The following is a 24,210-nucleotide window of genomic DNA, read 5'->3' as shown; positions in this document are numbered from 1 at the left end:
GCAAAGGGCCGCATTATATCGGCCCTTCGCGCGGGGTACAGCGTGTTTATACGATAGTAACGGTCAATTGGACGGCTAACGCTGTCACTTGCGCGAAAACTCGACGAATGTCGCGATCACTTGCTCGATTTGCGAGCGATTGACGTCCATGTGCGTGACCATGCGCAAGCGCGTGGCGGCGCTCAACTTGATCCCGCGTTCGGCGGCAAACGCCTTGAGCGCTTCGGCCTGATCGCCCATTTGCACGTAGACCATGTTGGTCTGCACCGGCTCGACGCTGAACCCGGCCGCGCGCAGGCCTTCGGCCAAGAACTGCGCGTTGGCATGGTCATCCGCCAGGCGCTCAACGTGGTGATCCAGCGCATACAGCCCCGCTGCCGCCAGCAACCCGGCCTGACGCATGCCACCGCCGACCATTTTGCGCAGGCGGCGGGCCTTGCCGATCAGCTGCTCAGTGCCACACAGCACCGAACCGACCGGCGCGCCGAGGCCTTTGGACAGGCACACCGACACCGAATCGAAATGTTGCGTAATCTCGCGGGCATCCACCCCAAGCTTGACTGCCGCGTTGTACAGCCGCGCGCCGTCAAGATGCAGGGCCAGACCGTGCTCCTGGGTGAATTGGCGCGCGCGGGCCAGATACTCCAGCGGTAACACTTTGCCCTGCATGGTGTTTTCCAGCGCCAGCAGCCGGGTACGGGCGAAGTGAAAGTCATCGGGCTTGATCGCCGCTGCTACCTGATCCAGATCCAGCGAACCGTCGGCCTGCACCTCCAGCGGCTGCGGCTGGATCGAGCCGAGTACCGCCGCGCCACCCCCTTCGTACTTATAGGTGTGCGCCTGCTGGCCGACGATGTATTCGTCGCCACGTTCGCAATGCGCCATCAGGCCCAGCAGATTGCTCATGGTGCCGGTCGGCACGAACAGCGCGGCGGCGAACCCCAGGCGACTTGCCAGTTCCGCCTCCAGACGATTGACCGTCGGATCTTCGCCGTACACATCGTCACCCGTGGCCGCCGCCGTCATCGCGTCGAGCATGGCAGGAGTCGGTTGGGTGACGGTGTCGCTGCGAAGATCGATAACGCTCATGAACCTGGCCTCAGAGTCAGCAGGGGAAATCCCTTTTCGAAGGTGAATTACTGCGGTCATGGCGCCGATTAATCAACCCTTGAGTGAGAAAAAGCACATTACTTATTGAAAGGACGCAACCCAATGTGGGAGCGGGCTTGCTCGCGAAAGCGGTGTGTCAACCAATCAATTTGCCGGCTGACACACCGCTTTCTCGAGCAAGCCCGCTCCCACAGGTTCTGTGCAAGGCCGGAAAATATGTGATAAAAACGCTGCGCCGCCCGAGAAAGGGCGGCAAAAACGTTCTCAGGGCGGGGTGCAATTCCCCACCGGCGGTAATTGCGCGCAATGCGCATAGCCCGCGAGCGCTTGGCGACGAACACGGCTTTTGCTGTGATCGGCGGCAAGGTCAGCAGACCCGGTGTGATTCCGGGGCCGACGGTCATAGTCCGGATGAAGAGAGAACGGGATTGACACCAAAGGGCCGCCCGCGCGCTTGTGTGCTCGTGCGTACCCTTGAATCCCTTTCGATTCATAACGCCCTGTTTTTCACACAAACAGGAGTCAGAACATGCAACCCACCGCTATCGACAGCAAAACCAAACACCCTCACGGCGAGCGCGTTGCGTTCATCCAGGCCTGCTGGCACAAGGAAATCGTCGACCAGAGCCGTAAGGGCTTCGTCGCCGAAATGCTGGTTCAGGGTTATCAGGAATCGGACATCGATTTCTTCGAAGTCGGCGGCGCCTTTGAAATGCCCCTGCACGCCAAGTTGCTGGCCAAAACCGGCCGTTATGCCGGCATCGTCGCGGCGGCTCTGGTCGTGGACGGCGGCATCTATCGTCACGAATTCGTTGCCCAGTCAGTGGTCAGCGGCCTGATGCAGGTGCAACTGGAAACCGAAGTGCCAGTGTTCTCGGTGTCCCTGACCCCGCATCACTTCCATGCCGGTGAAGAACATCAGAAGTTCTTCTTCGAGCATTTCGTGCACAAGGGTCAGGAAGCGGCGCGAACTTGCGCGGATACGCTGCAGAAGGTTCGTGCGTTGCGTCGCAGTGAGCCGCGTGCGGTCGCCGTCTGATAGACCATGAGTGAGGCTTTTGGTCTCACTCATTCCCCTGTGGGAGCGAGCTTGCTCGCGAAAGCGGACTGACAGCCAACTCAAATGTTGAATGCCAGATTGCATTCGCGAGCAAGCTCGCTCCCACAGGGTTATATATCAGACCGAAAATTGCGTCAGGCAAGATGTTCGTCGGTGGCCGGCACGATCAGGATGCCGGCGCGCAAGCCGTTCTTGACCTTGGGATTAGGGAAGATGATCCGCGCACCCTCTTCCTCGATGACCCAGCGGGTATTGGCCAGATCTTCGGCCAGCACATAACCCACATCCAATTCAGAAAAGTTCTCGATGTCCGCTGGCAGGTTCAGGCGGAACGCATCGCTGTGCTTGATGATTTCCCGGGCGACGCTGAACAGCTGCAAACCATCCAGTCCCTCTGCTGCCAGATCCGGCTCATTGCCTTCGATGATCTGCTTCAGACGAGTTTCCAGACGTGAAACATCCACCCCTTCGTTCTGCCCGAACGGCCGCGCCTTGCCCAGTTCCAGGGTGAAAGCCTCGGCACCGAGCTTGTCGTAGGTGTAGGAACTGAACACGATCGACGGCTTGTTCTGCAGCAGCACCGCTTCCATCCCGGCGGCGCGCAGACGCGCCAGTTCGCGGCGCGAATGCTGGCGACCTTCCTTCCACGGATACAGCGCGAACTGCTCGATCTTCGAACCACGAATGGCGGTGTGCAGGTCGTAGTGCAGGCGCTGCCGATCCGGCAGGCTGAAGAAGCTCGCCGCCAGCCGTTCCAGCTCGCAGGCGCGGATGGCTTCGGAACCACTGGTTTGTTCATGCCGGCCGTTGAACAGCCGATTGACGTCCTGCTCGACGAAGCGCTCGCCCTTGCGAATCGCTTCCGGGTTGCCGAACAGGAACAGAATGCGTGCACGCGGCTTCAGATCGCCGCGAGCGATGTCATGCAGCAGCCGATCGAGCAACTCGATCGGCGCTGTTTCATTGCCGTGGATGCCTGCCGACAGCAGCAGGTCCAGGCCATTGTCACGCGCTTCGGGTGGCCGGACTTCCAGCGCACCCTCGCTCAACCAGCGCATGCGCACGCCTTCGACAGTCAGTTGAGTCTTCTCCGCCGGTTCGCGGCCGGCGAGGGTCAGTTCAAGCAGTTTGCCGAGGGCGAGCATAGAGCGGTTTCCTTAGTGATCGTGGTTGCAATCCGGGCCGTGCACGTGGTCTTCGTCACCGACTTCAGCCGGTTCCATTTCCAGTTGCAGACTTACCAGATTAGTTGCCAATGGGCGCAGCAGCAGGTTGGCGTACTCTTCGTCACCTTCCTCGACGTCCACGCCGATCAGCAGTTGGCCACGGCCGTCCTGCTGGATCCACAGCTCTTTGCCTTGCCACATCACCGCGACGCGGGTGCACGAGGTTTGCAGTTGCGTGCCGTCGGTGTCTTCAAGGATCAGCTGCAGGGAATCGCTCATGTTTTTACTCTCTTGGGGAGACAAGCCGCGCGCCGTGTTCAGGCAACGCGCCGGCCATCAATTGATCTGGAATGGATAAACCGCGCCCAGTTTAAGGATTTGCGTCAGTTCATCCAGTGCCGTCCGGCATTCAAGCAGCAACTGCGGGTCCGCCAGATCGGTTTCGCTCAGGCGGTCGCGGTAGTGCTTTTCAACCCATGCGGTCAACGAACCGTACAACGGGGCCGTCATGATAACCCCTGGATTGACGGCCGCCAGCTCGGTTTCGTTGAGCGCGACGCGCAGTCGCAGGCACGCCGGGCCACCGCCGTTCTGCATGCTCTGCTTGAGGTCGAAGACTTTGACTTCGCGGATCAGCCCGCCGGAGCTGGTCAGACCTTGCAGGTAGTTCCACACACGCTCGTTGCCACGGCACTCTTCCGGCACGATCAGCAGCATCGAGCCATCCGGACGCGACAGCAGCTGGCTGTTGAACAGGTAGGAGCGCACCGCATCGTCCACGGTGACCGCCGAACGCGGCACGCAGACCGACTGGAACTTGCCGCCGACCTTGGCCAGTTTGCCCTGCAACTCGGCCAGCATCTGCTCGGTGTCGAGGAACGCGTCCTCGTGATAGAACAGCACCTCGCCGTTACCCACCGCGATCACGTCGTTGTGGAATACGCCCTGGTCGATCACCGCCGGGTTCTGCTGCGCGTAAACCACGCCCTCGTCACGCAGACCGTGCAGACGCGCTACCGCTTGCGAGGCTTCCAGAGTCTGGCGCGCCGGGTACTTCTGAGGCGCCGGGTAACGGGTGTCGAAGGCACTGCGACCGAACACGAAGAACTCGACACCGGCCTCGCCGTACTCACGGCAGAAACGCGTGTGGTTGGCCGCGCCTTCGTCACCGAACTGCGCCACCGCCGGCAACGCGGCGTGATGGGCGAAGTGCTGCTGATCGGCGAACATCGCACCGAGCACGCGGCTGGTGGTCGGGTGTTCGATGCTGCGGTGGTATTTGCAGTTGAGGTTGGCGGCGGTGAAATGCACGCGACCGTCAGCGGTGTCGGCACTCGGGCTGACGGTGGCGGCGTTGGCCACCCACATGCTCGATGCCGAGCAACTGGCAACCAGCAACGGCATGGCTTCCTTCGCGGCGCGCTCGATCACTTGCGCGTCGGTGCCGCTGAAACCCAGACGGCGCAGAGCGGCCACGTCCGGACGCTCCTGCGGCGCCAGCACGCCTTGCTGAAAGCCCATTTCCATCAGCGCTTTCATTTTCGCCAGACCTTGCAGCGCCGCTTCCTTCGGGTTCGAAGACTGCTGGCTGTTGCTCTGGGACGCAACGTTGCCGTAGGACAGACCACCGTAGTTATGGGTCGGCCCCACTAGACCGTCAAAATTGACTTCATAGGATTTCATCAGCGAGGCTCCACGAGAATCTGTTGTTATAGGCTTCAGTAACTAACTGTTCAGTGCGACCGCGTCGCGGCCTTCGCGAGCAAGCTCGCTCCCACAGGGATCTCATCGCCCTTGTGGGAGCGAGCTTGCTCGCGAATGGGCATCACACCATTTTCACGCCTGGCGTCAGGGCCGCAGGCAACACCAGGCTCGGTGTCTCCAGCGACGCCACCGGGTACGCGCAGTAATCCGCCGCGTAGTAAGCGCTGGCGCGATGGTTGCCCGAAGCCCCGACGCCGCCGAACGGCGCGCTGCTCGCCGCACCGGTCAGTTGTTTGTTCCAGTTGACGATGCCGGCGCGGCTTTCCAGCCAGAACTGCTGATAACGATCTTCGGAATCCGACAGCAAACCAGCCGCCAAGCCATAAGCGGTGTCGTTGGCCTCGCTGATCGCCGCAGCGAAATCGGCGTAGCGAATCACCTGCAGCAACGGGCCGAACAGTTCTTCGTCTGGACGCTCAGCCACGGCGGTCACATCCAGAATGCCCGGAGTCAGCAACGCCGATTGCGCTTGCGGCTGAGTCATCGCCAGCAGCGACACCGCGCCATTGGCCAGCAGGTGTTGCTGGGCATCCATCAGCGCTTTCGCCGCGCCAAGGGAAATCACCGAGCCCATGAACGGCGCGGGTTGCTGATCGAACGCACCGACCTCGATGGTCGCGCTGACTTCCACCAGACGCTTGAGCAGGCTGTCGCCCCACGCGCCTTGCGGCACCAGCAGACGACGCGCACAGGTGCAACGCTGACCGGCGGAGATGAACGCCGACTGAATGATCGTGTACACCGCCGCGTCCAGATCAGCCACCTGATCGACCACCAGCGGGTTGTTGCCACCCATTTCCAAAGCAAGAATCTTGTCCGGACGCCCGGCGAACTGCTGGTGCAGGTGATTGCCGGTGCGGCTCGAACCGGTGAAGAACAGACCGTCGATGCCCGGGTTCGCCGCCAGCGCGATACCGGTTTCGCGAGCACCTTGCAGCAGGTTCAACACGCCGGCCGGAAGACCGGCTTCGATCCAGCACTTGACCGTCAGCTCGGCGACTTTCGGCGTCAGCTCGCTTGGCTTGAACAGCACGCTGTTACCGGCCAGCAGCGCCGGCACGATGTGCCCGTTCGGCAAATGGCCGGGGAAGTTGTAAGGGCCGAATACCGCCACCACACCATGTGGCTTGTGGCGCAGTACGGCGGTGGCGTCGCCCAGCGGGCCGCTCTTCTCGCCGGTACGTTCGCGGTAGCTCTGCACCGAGATCGCGATCTTGTTGACCATGCTGGTAACTTCGGTCGCGGCTTCCCACAACGGTTTGCCGGTTTCCTCACCGATGGTGCGGGCCAGTTCGTCACTGTGATTTTTCAGTGCCGCGGCGAAAGCCTCGAGGACGCTGATGCGCTCGTCCAGCGAACGCCGCGCCCAGCCCGGAAAAGCCTGACGCGCAGCCTGCACGGCGGACTCGACCTGAGCAGCGGTGGCGCCCTCCCCCGACCACAGCACTTGCTGGGTCACCGGGTTCAGCGACTGAAAGGCTTCACCCTGACCGGCCAGCCATTCACCTGCGATGTATAGCGAATTCATTATTTCGACTCCCGAGCAGCAGACAACGCCACGGCGCGCACTTGATCGCCGGCGTTGAGTTGAAGACGTTTGGCGGTCAGCGGATCGACCACCAGCGTGCCAGCGGCCAGACGGGCCGGGGCAGCGGTGATGCGGCAGTCTTCGCGCTTGCGGTTATGGATGATGAACGGCGTGGCGTCATCGCCCGGCGTACCGATCGCCAGCACCAGCGCTTCGCTGTCGCGGACTGCGCGGATCTTGCTGGTTTCGCACTCGATGGCCGGGCCGGCGTCGAAGATATCGACGTAGCCCTGATAGCTGAAACCTTCGCTCTTGAGCATCGCCAGCGCCGGTTCGGTGTCCGGGTGTACCTGGCCGATGACGTTGCGCGCATCCGGCGACAGGAAGCAGGTGTACAGCGGGAATTTCGGCATCAGTTCGGCGATGAACGCCTTGTTGCCAACGCCGGTCAGGTAATCGGCCTGACTGAATTCCATCTTGAAGAAGTGCCGACCGAGGCTCTCCCAGAACGGCGAACGACCGGCTTCGTCGGAGACGCCGCGCATCTCGGCGATGATCTTGTTGCCGAACAGCTCAGGGAACTCGGCGATGAACAGCATGCGCGCCTTGGACAGCATGCGGCCGTTCAGGCCGGTGCGGTAATCGGCGTGCAGGAACAGCGAGCACAGCTCGGAGTTGCCGGTCAGGTCGTTGGCGAGGAACAGCGTCGGAATCTCGCGATAGATGTTCAGCTCTTGCGAGGCGCTGACGGTCAGGCCGACGCGGAAGTTGTACCACGGTTCACGCAGACCGACCGCGCCGGCGATGGCGGAAATCCCCACCACGCGACCGTTGTCGTCTTCGAGCACGAACAGGTAGTCCGAGTCGCCACGGCCGGCTTCGCCGCGAAAGGTCTTCTCGGCCCAGCCGACCCGGTGGGTCAGGCGCTCTTCGTTGGCCGGCAAGGTGGTCAGGCCGGTGCCGGTGCTGCGGGCCAGGTCGATCAGCGCGGATAAATCGCTGCTGCGTACGGGACGAACAATCATGCTATCTCCTCAAACGGGCCGCCTTCGCCACCCGTGAAACTCGCTAAGGCGTTAAACCGCCACCAGGCGCACGCTGGCACCTTCACCGACGCCCAGGGCTTCGGCTGCTTCCAGATCCAGGGTCACCGGTTTGCCCGGCGCGTAATCGAGTTCCAGCAGCACCGCGCGGTAATCCTGCAACTGCGCGTTGGCCACCAGATACTGGCGCCCGGCGCCTTTGACCGGCTCGCCGATCTTCACCGGCACTACACGGCTCTGGGCGATCGAACGGATCCCCGAAACACGCGCATGCAGGGTCGGGCCACCGTCGAAAATGTCGATGTAGTGATCGGTCTCGAAGCCTTCGCGCATCAGGATGTCGAAAGTGATCTGCGCACGCGGGTGCACCTGGCCCATCGCTTCTTGAGCGGAATCCGGCAGCAGCGGCACGTAGATCGGGTAATGCGGCATCAGTTCGGCGAGGAACGTGCGGCTCTTCAGGCCACACAGGCGCTCGGCCTCGGCGTAGTTGAGGTCGAAGAAGTTGCGCCCGATCGCGTCCCAGAATGGCGAGTCACCGTTTTCGTCGCTGTAGCCGACGATCTCGGTCACCACCGAATCAGCGAAACGCTCCGGGTGGCTGGCGACGAACAGCAGGCGGCCACGGGAGTTGAGCTCGGCCCACGGCGAACCGACCAGCTCGCGTTGCACGTAGAAACTGGTCAGCAAGCTGTTGCCGGTCAGGTCGTGGCATTGCGAAAGCACGTGGATCTTGTTGTGGATCTTCAGTTCGCGAGAAGCGTGGACGAAGGTCTCGTTGCGGAAGCTGTAGAACGGCTCGGAGTAACCGGCCGAGGCAACGATCGCCGAGCAGCCGACCAGTTTGCCGGTGGCGGTGTCTTCGAGGACGAAAAAGTAGCTCTCCTCCCCGTTGAAACTCACTTCGGCAGCGAACGAGGCTTCGCTCGCGGCGATCTTGTCGCTCAGACGTTCCACGTCATCCGGCAAGGAAGTGACACCAATCGGACTGTCCGCAGCCAGACGCTGTACCTCGCCCAGATCAGCCATTTGCGCAGGGCGCATCACCAGCATGGTGTCACTCCTTTCTCTTATAAAAATTTACTGAAAAAAACACCGGGTACTGTGGGAGCGAGCTTTTGTGGTGAGGGGATTTATCCCCGATGGGGCGCGTAGCGGCCCTCAAAAAGCTTGGGGCTGCTGCGCAGCCCATCGGGGATAAATCCCCTCACCACTAAGGCTGACTCCGACAGTTAAATCTGTCCGGTATCAAAAATTGGGTTCGACACCTGAAACGCTCAGGCGTCGAAGGGTCTATCAGGCTTGCGTCAGTGCTGCTGCGGCGCGTTCGAAGCGGTCGAGGCCGGCGTCGATATCGGCGTCTTCCACCACCAGGCTCGGGGCGAAACGGATCACGTCCGGGCCGGCCTGCAGAATCATCAGGCCTTCTTTTTCAGCGGCGTTGAAGATGTCCTTGGCCTTGCCTTTCCAGGCGTCGCTCAGCACACAACCGATCAACAGACCGAGGCCACGCACCTGAGTGAACAGGCCGTACTTCTCGCCGATCTGCTGCAGGCGGGTCTTGAACTTGTCGTGCTTGGCGTTGACGCCGCTCAGCACCTCGGGGGTGTTGATCACGTCGATCACTGCTTCGGCGACGGCGCACGCCAGCGGGTTACCGCCGTAAGTGGTGCCGTGGGTGCCGACGACCAGATGTTTGGCCAGCGCTTCAGTGGTCAGCATCGCGGCGATCGGGAAACCACCGCCCAGGCTCTTGGCGCTGGTCAGGATGTCCGGGGTTACGCCGTAATGCTGATAGGCGAACAGGTGGCCGGTACGGCCCATGCCGGTTTGCACTTCGTCGAACACCAGCAGCGCGTTGTGCGCGTCGCACAGTTCACGGGCACCTTGCAGGTAAGCCAGTTCGGCCGGCAGTACACCGCCCTCGCCCTGGATAGGTTCGAGCACGACCGCACAGGTCTTGTCGGAAACCGCCGCTTTCAGCGCGGCCAGATCGTTGTAAGGAACGTGGGTGATGCCGGTGATTTTCGGACCGAAACCGTCGGAGTACTTCGACTGGCCACCGACGTTAACGGTGAACAGGGTACGACCGTGGAAGCTGTTGAGCGCGGCGATGATCTCGTACTTCTCGCTGCCGAAACGGTCGAACGCCACGCGACGGGCCAGCTTGAACGCGGCCTCGTTGGCTTCGGCGCCCGAGTTGCAGAAGAACACGCGCTCGGCGAACGTGGCGTCGATCAGCTTGTGCGCCAGGCGCAGGGCCGGCTCATTGGTGAACACGTTGGACACGTGCCACAGCTTGTTCGCCTGCTCGGTCAAGGCACCGACCAGCGCCGGATGCGCGTGGCCCAATACGTTTACGGCAATCCCGCCGGCGAAGTCGATCAGCTCGCGACCGCTCTGGTCCCAGACGCGGGAACCGGCGCCACGCACCGGAATGAAAGCGGCAGGCGCGTAGTTGGGAACCATTACCTGGTCGAAATCGGCGCGTTGTACCGCAGCGTGCTCAACGGACATCGGAGTCTCCTGAAGAGGAACACCCGCCTGAAACTGGCGAGCGATGGGGGGATTGTAAGGACAGTTTTCAGCCCGGCCTTGCCGCCAAGCGACAACTTCTTATAGCGCAAACCCCGGATTTTCCCGGGTTTACGGCAATGCGACATATAGCGTCGCAAAGGCGCAGTTTAAACTGCACGCCGCCATTTGCGCAGACGTACCGGGGATCTTAATCAAGAGAGTTTTGTGGCGTGCGGTATATATGTACCGCACATCGAATCAACGGCCGGTGTTTGCTAGGGACCTTTCTCCAGGCAAACGGCCTCACCCCATGATTCAAGAAACCACACCTGCCCTCGCGACACTGCCCGACCCACTGCTGCTACCCCGGCAGGACGCACACTATCAACCGCTGCTCCAGGCCATCCCGACATGGCTGATTCAGGCTGCGGCACACAAGCGCACGGCATTGAAACGGGCCAGTCCGCTGCTGCCCGCCAACCTCAAACAGGCATCACGCACCGAGCATGCAAAACTGCGCGCGCTGAATGCCGCGCACTGGACCGCACACAACCGCGTCGAACGAAGCCTTGCCCGGTTGCAGGACGCCAAAGCGTTCGCCGAACCGCTGCTGCGCGCCGAACTGGCAAAGCGCTTTGGCTTGAATCTGGATGTCCGGCAGACCTTCCTGCGCCTGTACCTGCCCGACCATGTTCCGTGGCTGCGCATCAAATCCGGCGCCGCACGCACCTGGACCGTCTCGTTGCTGGACGCCGCGCTGCACAATTTTGAAAGCAGCGAGACCAGCGCTGACGCCTTTGAGTCCGCCTCGGGTTATGTCAGTCAGCCCTCACCTGACGGCCAGTTCAGCGTGCTGCCGAACATCCCCAAGGCGATGCCGATCCCTGCCTTCACCCGCCTGTGTCGCGAGCTGGATATCGGCCGCCGCTACAACACTTATCTGCAAGACAATTTGGGCGTCAGCAATCCGCTGGTCGCAGCCGTGCTGCAACCACAGGTTTGCACGAGTGACAAAGCCGCCCTGGTCGCCGCCCTGCAAATGGCCTACATGCAAAAGCTGCTGGGGGCCGATGTCCATCGCCTGATCCTCGGGCTGCTCGATGGCTTGCAGCATTTGCGCCTCAATCGTCAGGCGTGGCATTGCCATGCGCTGACGATGATGAAAGTCCGCCTGACCGGCATCGTGCTGTTCGCGCCGAATCTTGAAGCTGCACACGCAGCAGCCCGAGTCGTGGTTTACATTCCCGATGACCCGCAACACCCAGTCAAGGAATACGCCAGTTCCGCTGCCTTCGCTGAGGAGCTGGCGCAACGCCTGCGCGATCCGGACTATCAGGTGTTCTTCAGCCGTTTTATCGACCACGCCGAGCGCGGCGCTTTCTTCGGTCAGTTGCGGGCCTTGCTCAGCCCCGTCACCTGGCAACCCGTACCGGCCGGCGATCCACGCCCCACCTGGCGCGAGCATCCGGCCGTGCGGCCTTTTATGCAGATCGTCGCGACCCCGATCCGGGGTGAGCTGTGGGTTTACCTCTACCAGCGCAAGCTCGACAAGATGCTCAACGATGCCCGCGTCATCGCCGTCTCGACGGCCATGGTCGATCGCAAGGCGCGCTGGGCACTCTGGGATTCCTTCACGGACATCGCACAGTCGCTGCTCAACCTCGTCGCGTTCGTCGCCTTGCCATTCGTGCCATTTCTCGGCGAGCTGATGCTTGCCTACACGGCCTACCAACTGCTCGACGAGACGTTCGAAAGCATCGTCGACTGGGCCGAAGGACAACCCCGCGAAGCGTTCGCGCATTTGATCGGCGTCGTGGAGTCCATGGTGCAGGTCGGCACTTTCGCCGCCGGCGGCGCTATCGCCGTCAGCGAGTTTCGCGCGCTGTTGCCTGCCGATGTCGTCCAGTTCATCGACCGCTTCATTCCGGTGAAAACGGCCAATGGCAAGACCCGCTACTGGAAACCCGACCTGCGCCCTTACGAGTGGCCTGCCACGCTGTCCAAAGACGCCAGAACCGATGCACTTGGCCTGCAAACCCACCAGGGCAAGAGCCTGCTGGCTCTGGAAGACAAGTTGTATGCCGTCAGCCTTGACCCCGAAACGGGCGCCCATCGCATCGACCATCCGACGCGCCCCGAGGCTTACAAACCCGCACTCAGGCACAACACCGCAGGCGCCTGGCAAACCGAAATTGACCAGCCACTGGGTTGGGATCGCGCCACCGTGCTGAGCCGCAGCAGTGCGCAGATGCAGCGCCTTCCCGCCGCTCTGCGGGAGCGCCTGCTGAATATCAGTGGCTGCGAGGAAAACACCTTGCGCCAGATGCACGTCGAGCGCGATCAATTGCCACCCTTACTCAGTGACACGCTGCAGCGCTGGCAGATCGATCAGGACATTCAATTGTTCATCGAGCAGATTGGCAGCTCGAATGCCGAGGATTACCTCAAGGCCGACCCGGCCACCCAACTGCAACTGCTTTTCGACAACGGCGACTGGCCTGTTGACCGAGGCCTGCAACTGATCGATCGTCAGGGCAGAACCCTGTGGCGCAGCCCCGTCGCCGACGTGCCCTTCATACAAATCGAAGGCTCACGACTGGACGATGGCGACCTGCTCAAGACCTGCCTGCAACGCCTGACAGAATCGCAACGAAGGCGGCTATTGAGCGAAGCCCTGCATACGCCCGCACCCTCGGCCGAGGCCCGCGCAACTAGCCTGCGGCGCAGCGTCGCCGAGCTGGCACAGCGCAAACGCCAAAGCCTGTTCGAGGATCGATATCGTCAGTTACAGCGCGGCGCCAGCCCGCTGGTACAGGTACTGATGGATGCCGAACCCGGCCTGCCGAAGGCGTTGGCGCAATCGATACTGGAAACGGCAAGTGATGCTGAATACCTGCAATTACAGCGTGGAACACTCTCCGCAAGACTGGTGGTTCTGACCCAGGAAACGGGTCTGCAAGTGCGCGCAACCCGAGCCTTTGAAGGGCTGGAGCTGCAAGCGACAGTCAATAATCTGGATACGGATCGGCTGGCCCTCCACTCGCTGCCACGCTTGCCGGGCTGGTCGCCGTCGATACGAATGGAGCTCAGGCACTACAGCCATAGCGGGCAACTGATCGACAGCCTCGGCGCGCAGGACGCGCTCATTCGCAAGGTGCTGGTACTGACCGAACAGGGCGACTATCAGCCGTTCGACGCTACCGGTGAGTCACTCAGCGCGCCGGGGTCACTGTATTCAAGCCTGCTGCATGCCCTGCCCGACGCAGAACGTTCGGCGCTGAACATCCATATCACACAAGACCTGCCGCTCAAGCAGTTGATTCGTGACCACGCGCTAGACCGTCAAGCGTTGCTGGATCTGTTGTCGCAAAACCCGATTCGCAAACCCGCTTACGACCCCACCGTTATGCGCCTGCGTGGCGGTACCAGCGGCTATCGGCGCATGCCTACCAATACGCCGACGCTGCACGCCCATGCCCACTGGCTACTGCCGCACTTGCTGCCCGAGGAACTCAATGCATTCGTCGAGCGCCTGCAACGCCATCCGAACGGCCCGCGAGCGGAGCTGAGCCGCTTGATCACTGAACGCAACCGCCTCGACGCGGTGCTGAGTCCGTGGACTGAGGGTATTCCCCTCGTTCATCCGCAGTCCGGCGCCCGCCTCACCACCGAGCAATATGCGATCCAGCGTCATCGCCGACGGCAGATGCGGGTCGACATCCTGGACTGCTGGAAGCAGCAGGTTTCCTTGCCGGAGAACACCGAGCAGACCATCGATCTGCGCCTGTCACAGTCAATCATCGGAGAGCTGCCACAACTTGAGGTGAACTTCAGTCACGTGGACTACCTGACCATCGAGGGGATCGGCAGCACTCAGGGTATACACAGTTTTCTAAAGTGCTTCTCCGGCTTGCGTCGCCTGGCGCTGCGCAATTTCCAGCTGGGCAACCTACCGGAGTCGATCAGCCGTTCGCCACAACTGCGCGAGCTGATTCTCAGCGACTGCAGCATCACCCTGACAGCCGAGAGCCAAACCACACTGGCGGCGTTGACTCAACTGAGAACCCTGGACCTGTTCAGGAATCCGCTCGGACTCACCCCCAACGTCGAAAAAATGCCCCGACTCAATTACATCGATGTGTCGGAGACCGGCATTTCCGAACTGCCACCCGGCCTGCTCACGCGCCCGCTATTGCGCACTGCGCTGCTCAACGACAACCAGATCCGGTCGTTGTCTCCCGCCCTTTTCGAGCTGCCCAACAACGTTCCGGAAGGCTTCGATCTGAGCGGCAATCCGATTGCCAGCGCAGACCGGGAGCGCATCAAACGCCATTTCAACGACACCCGCCAGGACTTCGGCGTAATGGCCGAACAGGCTGATCTGCTGCGCGTACAGGCGCTGTACACACACATGGATCTGGAACAGGCCAGTGAATTTTTCTATCTGCTACCCGGCACCCTGGTCGAGGGTCGAATCGAACTTGCACGACTCGAGCGTGAATACAGCGACTTGAGTAGCAACCTCGCCAATTGGGCGACCGACCACCCTGCCTTGCACCCGATCAGTGGCGAGCCCTTCACGATTGAGCAAGTGCTGAACGAGCACGCCGCACGTCACGAATTCAAATCGCTCATTGAGCAGTGCTGGCGCCGGGAAACCGAGCAAGACGAACCGGATCAGAACCTCCAGCCACTGCATGACTTGAACCTGGCGACGGTCATCCGCGGCGACTTGCCTGTACTCAATGCCGATTTCAGCCATGTCACCCATCTGTACCTCAGAAGCCTGCCGGGCCAGACGTTTGGAATCGACAGGTTTGTCGAGACGTTTGCCAGCCTCAGAGGGCTGACGATTTATCAATATCGGCTTGAACACATTCCGCCGGCGGTGTTTCGCATGGCTGAGCTGACCTATTTGTCGCTTTCACACTGCGAGTTGACGCTCACGCCGCAAAACGCCCTTGAGCTTGCGCAAATGGAGCGCCTCGATCACCTGGACTTGAGTGACAACCCGTTGGGCGAGACCCCGGATGTCAGCCAGATGACTAATCTGCAAACGCTGATGCTGGACAACAGCGGCATCACCAGCCTGCCGCCGGGCTTGCTGCAACTCGAACACCTGGAAATCGCCGACTTGAGCGACAACGCGATCACCCAGGTTCCCAGCGATATCCTGGAGTTGCCAGAAGAGCGTGCGGACAAATTCAGCCTGCGGAGCAATCCGCTCTCTGAGCTGAGCCTGCAACGGCTGATCGCCTACTTCAGAAAGCACCGCATCGATTTTGGCGTGGAAGCCGTCATCGAACGGGCGGAAATGGAGGTGTCCACGTCTGAAGATTCGGGGGTCGATGAGTGACGCTCAGCGGGTTCTGCCGGGGTGCGTCAACCGCGCTCCGGCGGCACTGACGACAGTTCGAACGGACTGCTGCTGCGCCGCTGGTTGCGATCTTCGCGCGGCGTGGCGCCGAAGAAGTTGCGATAGGCGCTGGAGAAATGCGGCCCCGAGGAGAAGCCGCAGGACAGGCCGATCTGGATGATCGACTTGCTGGTTTGCATCAACATCTGCCGGGCCTTGTTCAGGCGCAATTCCAGGTAGTACTGGCTCGGCACGCGGTTGAGGTATTGCTTGAAGATCCGCTCCAACTGCCGACGGGATACGCATACGTGCTGGGCGATTTCGTCGGTGGTCAGCGGCTCTTCGATGTTGGCTTCCATCAGCAACACCGCTTGGGTGAGCTTCGGATGGCTGGAACCGAGGCGGTTCTGCAGTGGAATGCGCTGGCGTTCACCGCCCTCGCGGATGCGCTCGACCACCAGTTCTTCGGACACCGCACCGGCCAGTTCTGCCCCATGATCACGGGCCAGCACCGCCAGCAGCAGGTCGAGTACCGACATGCCGCCACACGCGGTCAGGCGATCACGATCCCAGTCGAACAGGTGACTGGTGGCGATGACTTTCGGGAAGCGCTCGGCGAAATCGTCCTGCCAGCGCCAGTGCACGGCCGCGCGATAACCGTCGAGCAGACCAAGTTGCGCCAACGGATACACGCCCGCCGACAGGCCACCGATCACGCAACCGGCCCGCACCAGTTGCTTGAGCGCGCTGCTGAGTGCCGGGGCCAGGGTGGTCGGCGGCTCGTCGGCGAGCAGGAACAGTTTCTGGAAGTTTTCCAGCTTGCCGGTCCACGCCTCGCCCGGCAGTTGCCACGCCCCCTCGGCCGCAACGTCTGTCACGGTTTCGGCCTGGAGGAACGACAATTCGTAAACCACCTCCGGATGCACCCGCTGAGCAACACGCAAGGCCTCCTCCGCCAGCGCCAGCGTCAAAGCTTTAGTGCTGGGCCAAATCAGGAAACCAATTCGATGGGCAGTCATGGGCGGGCAATCCGAAACGAAGAACGGTGATGAAGGCATGGGCCAATGCTAGCCCGTAATCGAAGCTGTCGCAGGTCCATTGTGGGAGCGGGCTTGCTCGCGAAGGCGGTGGTTCAGGCAGCAATGATGTTGACTGATCGACCGTTTTCGCGAGCAAGCCCGCTCCCACAGGGGGACCGAGCCAGTCTTCAGGTCGCGAAGCATGACCTAATCTGGTGCATAACGGCAGCGATTACTTGAGGCTACCTGAGAGGAACTGCTGCAAACGCTCGGATTGCGGATTGACCAGCACTTCGCGCGGGTTGCCGCTCTCTTCCACGACACCTTTGTGCAGGAACACCAACTGGTTCGACACTTCACGGGCGAAGCCCATTTCGTGCGTGACCACGACCATGGTGCGGCCTTCCTGAGCGAGGGCCTGCATGACTTTCAGCACGTCACCGACCAGCTCCGGGTCAAGCGCCGAAGTCGGTTCGTCGAACAGCATCACTTCCGGCTCCATCGCCAGCGCACGGGCAATTGCCACACGCTGCTGCTCGCCACCGGACATGTGCCCCGGGAACGCATCTTTACGATGGGCCACGCCAACCTTGTTCAGGTAGTGCTCGGCTTTCTCGCGGGCTTCAGCCTTGGACACGCCCAGTACGTGGACCGGCGCTTCCATGATGTTTTCCAGCGCGGTCATGTGCGACCACAGGTTGAAATGCTGGAACACCATCGACAGGCGCGAACGCATGCGTTGCAGCTGTTTCGGATCAGCGGCTTTCAGCGCGCCGTCCTTGTTCGCTACCAGTTTCAACTCTTCGTTGTTGAGCAGGATCTTGCCCGCGTGCGGCTGCTCGAGCAGGTTGATGCAGCGCAGGAAAGTACTTTTGCCGGAGCCACTGGAGCCGATGATGCTGATCACATCGCCGGCTGCCGCTTTCAGGGACACGCCCTTGAGCACTTCGTGACTGCCATAGCGTTTATGCAGGTCTTGGACTTCAAGTTTGTACATGCGGTCGGTTCTCACAAAAACAGTCAGTCAGTCGTTGAGCAAGCGCCCGTGACGCAGCGCTTCGCGCCCCGCCACCTTGGCCAGCCAGAAACCGGGTTGGGCATAGCGCAGCCGTTCAATGGCAAACAGCACCCCGGACGTACCAGCACACACCGTGCTGACCCGATCGGACACAGGGTCGATCACTTCGAAAATCTCATCCCCGGCGTCAACCCACTCGCCAGGTTTACGCAGGAAACTCACCACACCGGGGTGCGGCGCCAACAGTAATTCAGTGCCTTCGAACGGCATGCCTTCGCACGCTTCGTTGGCCGGCTTCGGCCATTCGCCAGTGATCAGGCCTTGCTCGGCAAGGAACGCCAGAATGCCTTCAGCCCAGGCTTGCGCATCAACGCGGTCGGTATTGGCCTGACCGCCGAGCTCGACGGTGGTCGCCAGGCACGCCAGTGGGATCTGCGCGTCCGGAAACTGCCGCGACAGACGCAACCATGGCAACGAGCACGCTTCATCGAAGGAGCTGCCGCCGGAATCTTCCGCCAGCAAACCGACCTTCACATTCAGGTGCGCCGCCAACGAGCGCCACTGCGGCCAGTGCTGCGGCAGCGCATACATGTGCAGCGCGGCTTCAGCGTCGCAGTGCAAGTCCAGCACCACATCGGCAGTGCAGGCGTGGCTGAGCAAAACGCGCTGCATGCCTTGCAACTGACTGCTCGCTTCGGGCAACGCAGCCAGGTGATCAGCCATGGCCTGACGGATCAGCCGAATGTTGGCGTGCGGATCGTCACCGAGACGCTCGGCCAGCTTCTCCGCAACCGGTGCGCTCAGCTCGACGAAATCGCGGTTGAAATTCTTGCCGCTGCCCGCCTCGAAACGCCCCTGATGATTGCCTTGCAGCAACTGGCCGAGGCCCAGCGGGTTGGCGACCGGCACCAGCTCGATCACGCCGTTGAGCAGGCCCTGGGCTTCGAGTTCGCCGAGACGCTTTTTCAGCTCCCAGGCGGTGCGCATGCCGGGCAGTTCGTCGGCGTGCAGGCTGGCCTGGATGTAAGCCTTGCGCTCGCCGCTGCCGAAGCGGAAGACCGAGATCTTGCGCTCGCTGCCCAGGTGGCTCCACGGCAATACGTGGTCGATGCGTTCCATATCAGTGCTTCCGCGGGGCCAGGTAGCTCAACCAGCGGCGCTCGGCCAGCTTGAACAGCTTCACCAGAATGAAGGTCAGGCACAGGTAGAACACGCCGGCGGTGATGTACGCCTCGAACGGCAGGTAGTACTGCGCGTTGACGGTACGGGCCGCGCCGGTGATGTCGATCAGGGTCACGATGGACGCCAGACTGGTGGTCTGCAGCATCATGATCACTTCGTTGCTGTACTGCGGCAGCGCCCGGCGCAGGGCCGATGGCAACAGGATGCGCTTGTACAGTTTGAAGCGCGACATGCCCATGGCCTTGGCGGCTTCGATCTCGCCGTTCGGCGTGGCCTTGAGGCTGCCGGCAATGATCTCGGCGGTGTAGGCGCTGGTGTTGATCGCGAACGCCAGGCACGCACAGAATGTCGCGCTGGACAGCCACGGCCACAAGAAGCTTTCACGTACTGCTTCGAACTGCGCCAGACCGTAGTAGATCAGGAACAGCTGCACCAGCATCGGCGTGCCGCGGATCACGTAGGTGTAGAGCCACGCGGCGCCATTAACGATCGGGTTCTTCGAGACGCGCATCAGGCCCAGCGGCAGTGCCGCCAACAGACCGAACAACAGCGACAGCGCGAGCAGTTTGAGGGTGGTCAGCAGGCCGCCGAGGTACAGCGGCATGGCCTCCCAAATGACGTTGTAGTCGAAGATCATAGATCAGCCGCCCTTACGCCTACCGAGTAGCGCTTCTCAAGGTGACGCAGCGCCAGCAACGAGACACTGGTAATCACCAGGTACATCGCCGCCACTGCGAGGAAGAAGGTGAAAGGCTCGCGGGTGGCATCCGCCGCCTGCTTGGCCTTGAACATCATGTCTTGCAGACCGACCACTGAAATCAGCGCGGTGGCCTTGGTCAGCACCAGCCAGTTGTTGGTGAAGCCAGGGATCGCCAGACGAATCATCTGCGGCACCATCACCCGGAAAAACACCTGAAAACTGCTCATGCCGTAGGCCATACCGGCTTCAGCCTGGCCCTTGGGGATCGCCATGAACGCGCCACGGAACGTCTCCGACAGGTACGCACCGAAGATGAAACCGAGGGTGCCGATACCGGCGGCCAGCGGGTTCAGGTCGATGTAGTCGTCATAACCGAGCATCGGCGCAACACGGTTGAGCAAGTCCTGACCGCCGTAAAAGATCAGCAGGATCAGCACCAAGTCGGGAATCCCGCGGATCACCGTGGAATACAGATCGCCCAGCCACGCCAGCCAACGAATCGGCGACAGGCGCAACGCGACCCCGATCAGCCCGAGAACGATGGCCAGGGCCATGGACGACAAGGCGAGCTGAAGCGTCAGCCATGCGCCATCGAGGATGACAGCCCCGTAGCCTTTCAACATGATTCAGGTCCTCGAAAGTTGGGATGAAAAAATGGCGCAAACCGCAGAGATCCTGTTGCTTGCGCCATTTCTGACTTGTCGCAGAGACGTGTTACTTGCCGTAGATATCGAAGGCGAAGTATTTGTCCTGGATGGCTTTGTATTTACCGTTTTCACGGATGGCCGCGATGGCCGCGTTGATCTTGTCTTTCAGCGCGTCGCCCTTGCGCACCGCGATGCCTACGCCATCGCCGAAGTATTTGACGTCGGTGAACTGCGGGCCGACGAAGGCGAAGCCTTTGCCGGAATCAGTGTTCAGGAAGCCGTCTTGCAGCAGAGTGGCGTCAGCCACAGTACCGTCGAGGCGACCAGCAGCCACGTCGAGGTAGATTTCGTTCTGCGAGCCGTATGGCTTGATCTCGGCACCCAGCGGGGCCAGGACTTCGCGGGCGAAACGCTCGTGGATCGAACCACGTTGTACACCGATGTTTTTGCCCTTGAGCTCAGACAGGTTGTCGCTGACAACGGTGCCCTGCTTCATGACCAGACGGGCCGGGGTGTTGTAGTACTTGTTGGTGAAGTCCACGGATTTCTTGCGGTCTTCAGTGATCGACATCGACGACAGGATCGCGTCGATCTTGCGCACTTTCAGTGCCGGGATCAGACCGTCGAACTCTTGCTCGACCCACTGGCACTTGACCTTCATTTCTTCACACAGGGCATTGCCGATGTCGTAGTCGAAACCAACGATGCTGCCATCCGGCGCTTTCGAAGCGAACGGAGGGTACGCCGCTTCGATACCGATCTTCAGAGGTTTTTCATCAGCGAAGGAATTCAGCGACAGCACGGACAGTGCCAGGGCGCCAAGCAGCACAAGTTTCTTCATCTTGGGACTCCATCGGTAAAGGGCAAAAACGGCAGAGTGAGCGACAGCCCAATATGCGAATGGGTGAATCGGGAAAGCGGCGCAGCATCGGTGGGAAATTTCCCATTGAAACCCTCGGGGTTTTCAACGTCAGCCACGATGAGCGAGTGATCGGCATTCTAACGACAGGCCCGAAGCCGATATTTCTTCAATGCGACAACTAATTACAGATGCACAGAGAAACCCGCTTGAGCGCATTGACAGCCTTGCAGATTCATGCAAGAGCGAAAGACAGTGAACCGATCTATGCTGCAAATTGCGGGCCTATTATTCGCAAACCCTTCTAATCCGGCAAGCGCAGCGTTGTGTCTTATTTTTCACCGGGGGGTTTAAGGCTCTAAAACGGGGCGATGCGTTTCCCTTCGCCCCCGCGGCGGGGCGGGCGGTTACACATTTGGTTACTCGGGTAGGCATGGGTAACAGCGGGAAATGGCTTGCACAGGAAATCGATAATTATTGGTTGGGTGGGTTTGGGTTTCTGACAGGGGATTACTGCGGCGTCTGACAGATTGCCTTCGCGAGCAAGCTCGCTCCCACAGTGGCCCTGCATTCTTTCAGACGGACCGCGATCAACCTGTGGGAGCGAGCTTGCTCGCGAAGAGGCCAGCAAAACCACCACAAACCCACCAGACAAAATAGCCCCGGCTGGACTGCATTCTTCCAGACAGACCACACATCAACCTGTGGGAGCGGGCTTGCTCGCGAAGGGGCCAGCCCTGCCACCCCAAAACCTCCAGACACAAAAAAGCCCCACCCGGCATCACCGGACAGGGCTTTTCAATGCATCAGACAGGCTTAAGCCACATTCATCGTCTTGTGCGTATCAATCAAATGCTGCACCACACCCGGATCCGCCAGGGTCGAGATATCCCCCAACCCATCGTACTCAGCCGTAGCAATCTTGCGCAGAATCCGCCGCATGATCTTGCCCGAACGGGTCTTCGGCAGCCCCGGCGCCCACTGAATCACGTCCGGCGAAGCAATCGGGCCGATCTCTTTGCGCACCCAGTTCTTTAGCTCCAGGCGCAGTTGCTCGCTCGGCTCTTCGCCATTCTTCAGGGTGACGTAGACATAAATGCCCTGCCCCTTGATGTCATGCGGCACACCGACCACCGCCGCTTCGGCGACTTTCGGGTGCGCAACCATCGCGCTTTCGATCTCGGCGGTGCCCATGCGGTGGCCGGAGACGTTGAGCACGTCGTCGACACGCCCGGTGATCCAGTAGTAACCATCGGCGTCACGCCGCGCACCGTCACCGGTGAAGTACATGCCACGGAAGGTCTTGAAGTAGGTGTCGACGAAGCGGTCATGGTCGCCATACAGCGTGCGTGCCTGACCCGGCCACGAATCGAGAATCACCAGATTGCCCTCGGCCTCGCCCTCGATGATGTTGCCGAGGTTGTCGACCAGCGCCGGTACCACGCCGAAGAACGGACGTGCCGCCGAACCCGGCTTCAGTGCATGCGCCCCCGGCAGCGGGCTCATCATGTTGCCGCCGGTTTCGGTCTGCCACCAGGTATCAACGATCGGGCAACGGGACTTGCCGACATTCTTGTAGTACCAGTCCCAGGCTTCCGGGTTGATCGGCTCGCCGACCGAACCGAGCAGACGCAGGCTGCTGCCATCCGCGCCCTCAACGGCAGCGGTGCCGGACGCCATCATCGCGCGGATCGCGGTCGGCGCTGTGTAGAGGATGTTGACCTTGTGCTTGTCGACGATCTTCGCCACCCGGGTGATGTCCGGGTAGTTCGGCACGCCTTCGAACAGCAGCGTGGTCGCGCCATTGGCCAGCGGGCCGTAGACGATGTAGCTGTGGCCGGTGACCCAGCCGACGTCGGCGGTGCACCAGTAGATTTCGCCCGGACGGTAGTCGAACACACGCTCGTGGGTCATCGCCGCGTACAGTAGATAACCGCCGGTGGTGTGCTGCACGCCCTTCGGCTTGCCGGTCGAGCCGGAGGTATAAAGGATGAACAGCGCTTCTTCGGCGCCCATCTCTTTTGGCGCGCAGACGGTGCCCGCCACTTTCATCAGGTCTTCGTACCAGATGTCGCGATGCTGGTTCCACTTGATGTCGCCGCCGGTGCGCTTGCACACGATGACTTTCTGGATGCTGCTGGTTTCCGGGTTGGTCAGCGCATCGTCGACGTTGGCTTTCAGCGAGATCTTCTTGCCGGCACGGATGCCTTCGTCAGCGGTGATCACCACTTTCGATTTGCAGTCGATGATCCGCCCCGCCAGGGCTTCCGGCGAGAAACCACCGAACACCACCGAATGAATCGCGCCGATCCGGGTACAGGCCAGCATGGCGACCACGGCTTCGGGGATCATCGGCATATAGATAGTCACCACGTCGCCGCGGTGCACGTCCTGACCACGCAGGGCGTTGGCCAGTTTGCAGACTTGTTCGTGCAGTTCGCGGTAAGTGATGTTGCGACTTTCGGAAGGATCGTCGCCTTCCCAGATGATCGCGATCTGATCGCCGCGCTCGGCCAGATGACGGTCGAGGCAGTTGTAGGAAACGTTCAGGGTGCCGTCGGCGAACCATTTGATGTCGACATGGTGATCGTCGAAGGACGTCTGCTTCACCGTGGTGAAAGGCTTGATCCAGTCGAGGCGCTTGGCTTGCTCGCGCCAGAAACCGTCAGGGTTGACGACCGACTGCTGGTACATGGCTTTGTAGGTCGCCTCGTCAGTCAGCGTATTGGCCAGAACCTCGGGACGAACGGGATACAGAGAAGCCGCACTCATCTTTCTTACCTCGGTGGAATAGTTGTTTTTGTATGACCCCGTTGTAGCCGGGCCGGGCCCATAGAACCATTCGACGATGGTAGTAACAAGCCCCTACAAAACATGGCGATACCCAGACAGCAAGCCCGACGCACTACCCCCAAACACCCCAAACCCCTTGTAGGAGCTTGCCTGCAAGCGATCCAGACAACTCGGTTCCCCAGACAAATTGCATCGCCAGAAAAGGCTCTTCCCCACCCTGACGACCGATTGTTACCAAAACCGCGAAAAGTGTTTATCAAAACCCCACCTGTTTACCCCCACCCCTCCTCCCTAAAATCCACCTCGCCGACAAGGCAAACGCGATTAACAACGTTACAGCCCCCACGAAGGCCGTTAATCCAGCTCTCAAGTAATAACTGCAAATGATGAAGTTCCACACGCAACCCTAAAAAGGTTGCGTGACCCCACTCGACCTCAAAAAGGTAAA

Annotated in this window: 17 protein-coding genes and 1 riboswitch; of the genes, 2 read left to right on the top strand and 15 right to left on the bottom strand. The window is 60.9% G+C overall.

Annotation, left to right across the window (positions count from 1 at the left end):
* Positions 1-84: 84 nt before the first annotated feature.
* Positions 85-1,089 carry a low-specificity L-threonine aldolase gene (ltaE, locus tag M0808_RS06255; RefSeq protein ID WP_247840350.1) on the bottom strand — a complete coding sequence of 335 codons (1,005 nt, stop codon included), beginning with the start codon at positions 1,087-1,089 and terminating at the stop codon, positions 85-87.
* A 277-nt stretch (positions 1,090-1,366) separates the two neighbouring features.
* Positions 1,367-1,538, top strand: a riboswitch (FMN riboswitch).
* A gap of 101 nt (positions 1,539-1,639) precedes the next feature.
* Here ltaE and M0808_RS06250 point away from each other — a divergent pair.
* The gene (locus M0808_RS06250; RefSeq protein WP_247840348.1) at positions 1,640-2,149 is read left to right on the top strand and encodes a 6,7-dimethyl-8-ribityllumazine synthase; all 510 of its coding nucleotides are present in this window, start codon (positions 1,640-1,642) and stop codon (positions 2,147-2,149) included.
* Positions 2,150-2,304: 155 nt separating this feature from the next.
* Here M0808_RS06250 and astE read toward each other — a convergent pair whose 3' ends face one another.
* From astE to M0808_RS06215, 7 genes are all read right to left on the bottom strand, one after another.
* Positions 2,305-3,315: a succinylglutamate desuccinylase gene (astE, locus tag M0808_RS06245; RefSeq protein WP_027612642.1), complete on the bottom strand. Its 1,011-nt coding sequence runs from the start codon at positions 3,313-3,315 to the stop codon at positions 2,305-2,307.
* 12 nt (positions 3,316-3,327) lie between these two features.
* Positions 3,328-3,615 carry a hypothetical protein gene (locus tag M0808_RS06240; RefSeq protein ID WP_007963090.1) on the bottom strand — a complete coding sequence of 96 codons (288 nt, stop codon included), beginning with the start codon at positions 3,613-3,615 and terminating at the stop codon, positions 3,328-3,330.
* 57 nt (positions 3,616-3,672) lie between these two features.
* The gene (astB, locus tag M0808_RS06235) at positions 3,673-5,019 is read right to left on the bottom strand and encodes an N-succinylarginine dihydrolase (RefSeq protein WP_115984193.1); all 1,347 of its coding nucleotides are present in this window, start codon (positions 5,017-5,019) and stop codon (positions 3,673-3,675) included.
* A 142-nt stretch (positions 5,020-5,161) separates the two neighbouring features.
* Positions 5,162-6,631, bottom strand: a complete 1,470-nt coding sequence (gene astD, locus M0808_RS06230) for a succinylglutamate-semialdehyde dehydrogenase (protein WP_247840638.1) — start codon at positions 6,629-6,631, stop codon at positions 5,162-5,164.
* Positions 6,628-7,653 carry an arginine N-succinyltransferase gene (gene astA / locus M0808_RS06225; protein WP_247840346.1) on the bottom strand — a complete coding sequence of 342 codons (1,026 nt, stop codon included), beginning with the start codon at positions 7,651-7,653 and terminating at the stop codon, positions 6,628-6,630. The genes astD and astA overlap by 4 nt, the downstream gene beginning before the upstream one ends.
* Positions 7,654-7,704: 51 nt before the next feature.
* Entirely contained in the window at positions 7,705-8,724 is a 1,020-nt protein-coding gene (aruF, locus tag M0808_RS06220) for an arginine/ornithine succinyltransferase subunit alpha (RefSeq protein WP_025112905.1), read from the bottom strand.
* Between the two features lie 243 nt (positions 8,725-8,967).
* Positions 8,968-10,188 (bottom strand): aspartate aminotransferase family protein, encoded by a 1,221-nt coding sequence (locus M0808_RS06215; RefSeq protein ID WP_097085830.1) that lies wholly within the window; start codon positions 10,186-10,188, stop codon positions 8,968-8,970.
* A gap of 310 nt (positions 10,189-10,498) precedes the next feature.
* Here M0808_RS06215 and M0808_RS06210 point away from each other — a divergent pair, with 310 nt between their 5' ends.
* Positions 10,499-15,544 carry a DUF6543 domain-containing protein gene (locus tag M0808_RS06210; protein WP_247840344.1) on the top strand — a complete coding sequence of 1,682 codons (5,046 nt, stop codon included), beginning with the start codon at positions 10,499-10,501 and terminating at the stop codon, positions 15,542-15,544.
* Positions 15,545-15,570: 26 nt separating this feature from the next.
* On the opposite strand, the gene argR is transcribed toward M0808_RS06210, so the two are convergent.
* The 7 genes from argR to acs form a co-directional block, all read right to left on the bottom strand.
* Positions 15,571-16,563, bottom strand: coding sequence for a transcriptional regulator ArgR (gene argR / locus M0808_RS06205; protein WP_027612635.1), 993 nt, complete (start codon positions 16,561-16,563; stop codon positions 15,571-15,573).
* 232 nt (positions 16,564-16,795) lie between these two features.
* A complete protein-coding gene (locus M0808_RS06200; protein WP_003227281.1) occupies positions 16,796-17,560 on the bottom strand; it encodes an ATP-binding cassette domain-containing protein in 765 nt (254 codons plus the stop codon).
* 27 nt (positions 17,561-17,587) lie between these two features.
* Positions 17,588-18,700: a M14 family metallopeptidase gene (locus M0808_RS06195; protein WP_247840342.1), complete on the bottom strand. Its 1,113-nt coding sequence runs from the start codon at positions 18,698-18,700 to the stop codon at positions 17,588-17,590.
* 1 nt (position 18,701) lies between these two features.
* On the bottom strand, positions 18,702-19,400 hold the full coding sequence (locus tag M0808_RS06190; protein ID WP_003227285.1) for an ABC transporter permease: 699 nt from the start codon (positions 19,398-19,400) through the stop codon (positions 18,702-18,704).
* Positions 19,397-20,086, bottom strand: a complete 690-nt coding sequence (locus M0808_RS06185; RefSeq protein WP_003227287.1) for an ABC transporter permease — start codon at positions 20,084-20,086, stop codon at positions 19,397-19,399. The genes M0808_RS06190 and M0808_RS06185 overlap by 4 nt, the downstream gene beginning before the upstream one ends.
* 91 nt (positions 20,087-20,177) lie before the next feature.
* On the bottom strand, positions 20,178-20,951 hold the full coding sequence (locus M0808_RS06180) for an ABC transporter substrate-binding protein (RefSeq protein ID WP_027612633.1): 774 nt from the start codon (positions 20,949-20,951) through the stop codon (positions 20,178-20,180).
* A gap of 834 nt (positions 20,952-21,785) precedes the next feature.
* On the bottom strand, positions 21,786-23,741 hold the full coding sequence (gene acs, locus M0808_RS06175) for an acetate--CoA ligase (RefSeq protein ID WP_047599664.1): 1,956 nt from the start codon (positions 23,739-23,741) through the stop codon (positions 21,786-21,788).
* Positions 23,742-24,210: the final 469 nt, after the last annotated feature.

This window comes from Pseudomonas sp. MWU12-3103b (assembly GCF_023100615.1).
GTDB lineage: Bacteria > Pseudomonadota > Gammaproteobacteria > Pseudomonadales > Pseudomonadaceae > Aquipseudomonas > Aquipseudomonas putida_A.
Note: the sequence above shows the minus strand (reverse complement) of the source record. Positions and strands in the feature narration are given on the sequence as shown.

Bases quoted from the DNA above. Each gene is read 5' to 3' on its own strand.
- M0808_RS06200 (WP_003227281.1), bottom strand. From the start codon at position 17,560: ATGTACAAACTTGAAGTCCAAGACCTGCATAAACGCTATGGCAGTCAC.
- astB (WP_115984193.1), bottom strand. From the start codon at position 5,019: ATGAAATCCTATGAAGTCAATTTTGACGGTCTAGTGGGGCCGACCCAT.
- M0808_RS06190 (WP_003227285.1), bottom strand. From the start codon at position 19,400: ATGATCTTCGACTACAACGTCATTTGGGAGGCCATGCCGCTGTACCTC.
- M0808_RS06180 (WP_027612633.1), bottom strand. From the start codon at position 20,951: ATGAAGAAACTTGTGCTGCTTGGCGCCCTGGCACTGTCCGTGCTGTCG.
- M0808_RS06185 (WP_003227287.1), bottom strand. From the start codon at position 20,086: ATGTTGAAAGGCTACGGGGCTGTCATCCTCGATGGCGCATGGCTGACG.
- astA (WP_247840346.1), bottom strand. From the start codon at position 7,653: ATGATTGTTCGTCCCGTACGCAGCAGCGATTTATCCGCGCTGATCGAC.
- ltaE (WP_247840350.1), bottom strand. From the start codon at position 1,089: ATGAGCGTTATCGATCTTCGCAGCGACACCGTCACCCAACCGACTCCT.
- argR (WP_027612635.1), bottom strand. From the start codon at position 16,563: ATGACTGCCCATCGAATTGGTTTCCTGATTTGGCCCAGCACTAAAGCT.
- M0808_RS06195 (WP_247840342.1), bottom strand. From the start codon at position 18,700: ATGGAACGCATCGACCACGTATTGCCGTGGAGCCACCTGGGCAGCGAG.
- M0808_RS06250 (WP_247840348.1), top strand. From the start codon at position 1,640: ATGCAACCCACCGCTATCGACAGCAAAACCAAACACCCTCACGGCGAG.
- aruF (WP_025112905.1), bottom strand. From the start codon at position 8,724: ATGCTGGTGATGCGCCCTGCGCAAATGGCTGATCTGGGCGAGGTACAG.
- acs (WP_047599664.1), bottom strand. From the start codon at position 23,741: ATGAGTGCGGCTTCTCTGTATCCCGTTCGTCCCGAGGTTCTGGCCAAT.
- astE (WP_027612642.1), bottom strand. From the start codon at position 3,315: ATGCTCGCCCTCGGCAAACTGCTTGAACTGACCCTCGCCGGCCGCGAA.
- M0808_RS06215 (WP_097085830.1), bottom strand. From the start codon at position 10,188: ATGTCCGTTGAGCACGCTGCGGTACAACGCGCCGATTTCGACCAGGTA.
- M0808_RS06210 (WP_247840344.1), top strand. From the start codon at position 10,499: ATGATTCAAGAAACCACACCTGCCCTCGCGACACTGCCCGACCCACTG.
- M0808_RS06240 (WP_007963090.1), bottom strand. From the start codon at position 3,615: ATGAGCGATTCCCTGCAGCTGATCCTTGAAGACACCGACGGCACGCAA.